2 protein-coding genes are annotated in these 2121 nt (G+C 30.7%); both read left to right on the forward strand.

Annotation, left to right across the window (positions count from 1 at the left end; translation table 11 throughout):
* The coding region (gene yidC, locus WBQ70_RS13525) for a membrane protein insertase YidC (RefSeq protein WP_423915124.1) at positions 1–1040 on the forward strand (1040 nt) is incomplete at its 5' end.
* A gap of 387 nt (positions 1041–1427) precedes the next feature.
* The coding region (locus tag WBQ70_RS13530) for a toxin-antitoxin system YwqK family antitoxin (protein WP_423915126.1) at positions 1428–2121 on the forward strand (694 nt) is incomplete at its 3' end.

Below are 2121 nucleotides of genomic sequence, written 5' to 3' on the forward strand. Positions count from 1 at the left end.
CTCCATTTGAAAAAGTAGATTTATATTCTAATAATTTAGTTAATGATCAAGAAGTTGATACTGTTTTTACAAAACAATTCAAGTCTAAAGTACCGTTAGTGTTCAAAAACGGTGAAATTGACCAAAAAATGAATTTGTATTTTGGACCTACAGATTATAAATTATTAAAATCATACGATAAAAATTTAGAAGCAATTGTGCCACTAGGTTGGGGAATTTTCGGTTGGATTAATCGTCATGCTTTCATTCCTTTGTATGGATTATTGAGTTCATTTATTGAGCATGGATGGGCGATTATCATCTTTACGATTTTAATCAAATTATTGATGTCTCCAGTAACTTATAAATCATTTTTGTCACAAGCAAAAATGAAAGTACTAAAACCAGAAATTGCAGAATTGGGTGAGAAATACAAAAAAGATCCAATGAAAAAGCAACAAGAAACCATGAAATTATACAACAAAGCCGGTGTAAATCCAATGGCGGGTTGTATTCCTGGATTGTTGCAAATGCCTGTCTTCTATGCCTTATTTCAATTTTTTCCATCCGCCATCGGATTGAGACAAAAACCATTCCTTTGGGCAGACGATTTATCTTCTTTTGATTCTGTTTATGAATTGCCGTTCCATATACCAGCTTATGGAAATCACATCAGTTTGTTCCCAATTTTAGCTTCGATTGCCATTTTCTTTTATATGAAATTGACAACAGGAGATCAACAAATGGCTCAACCACAACAAGAAGGAATGCCAGATATGGCGAAGATGATGAAAATCATGATTTATGTTTCGCCATTAATGATGTTGTTTTTCTTTAATAGTTATGCGTCAGGATTGAGTTTGTATTATTTTATATCTAATTTAATCTCTATCGGATTATTATTGGTAATCAAAAATTACATTGTTGACGAAGATAAAATTCATGCTCAAATTCAAGAGAACAAGAAAAAAGAGCCGAAAAAGCCAAGTAAGTTCCAACAAAAATTACAAGATGTAATGGAACAACAAGAGGCGATTAAAGCCCAACAAAAAAAGAAATAATTCTAAAAAAAATCTCGTTTATTCGAGATTTTTTTTTGATTTAAATGTAATTTTGAATCAGTAATTGCGTTTGTTTGTAGAGCCTCAACCAGCTGTACACTATAGTCTATTCAAAAAGTTTTTTTACTAGGTTGGTCATAGTATGAGCTACCTACGCTCAATTTGTCATTCCCTTAAAAAAAACAACTTTTTTATTTCTTGACTATCGTTTACATATGGGGCAGGAGTAACAAGTTTACAATGATTATCTTTGGAAGTATTTAAAAATTATTACGTGGGCAATTAATAATAAAAGTCTAATTTTTAATCCTTAAAATTATGATTCGAACTCCACTATTTATCAGAGTCGAATTCTATTAGAAAAACATTAATAAAACAAATAAAAACATGAAAGTTATCAATCTATCTATTGTGCTCTTCGCAACATCTATTTTTGGACTTCAAGCACAATCTAACATAAATAAATTAGATGGGAATGGAAAAAAAGATGGACTTTGGAAAGGTGTTTATGAGGAATCTAAAAGACCTAAGTACGAAGGAACTTTTACTCATGGAAAAGAAGTAGGAACTTTTAAGTTTTTTGATGATACAAAATTAGGTTCCGTCATTGCTACACGTGAATTTAGTCTTACTGACGGAAGTGCATATACTATTTTTTATGACCAACAAAAAAATAAAGTTAGCGAAGGAAAAGTAACCAATAAAATTTTTGAAGGGGAATGGAAATACTACCATCATTCTTCTAATATACCAATGACTATTGAACATTATAAAAACGGAAAATTAGATGGCTTACGTTCCGTTTTTTATACAAACGGAAAAATTGCAGAAGAAACGAATTATAAAAACGATTTGAAAGACGGTTATTACAAAAAATATTCTGATAATGGAGTCGTATTGGAGGAAACGCTATACAAAGCGAGTGAGTACAATGGAATAGCGATTTTTAGAAAAGGAGATGGAACAATTGCTTCACAAGGAAAGTTTATGAATGGTAAAAAGGTAGGTGTATGGCAGTTTTTTGAAAAAGGAAAATTAGTCAAAGAAATTAATATGAATGATCTTAAAACAGCTAATACTC

The organism is Flavobacterium sp., assembly GCF_049590715.1.
Classification (GTDB): domain Bacteria; phylum Bacteroidota; class Bacteroidia; order Flavobacteriales; family Flavobacteriaceae; genus Flavobacterium.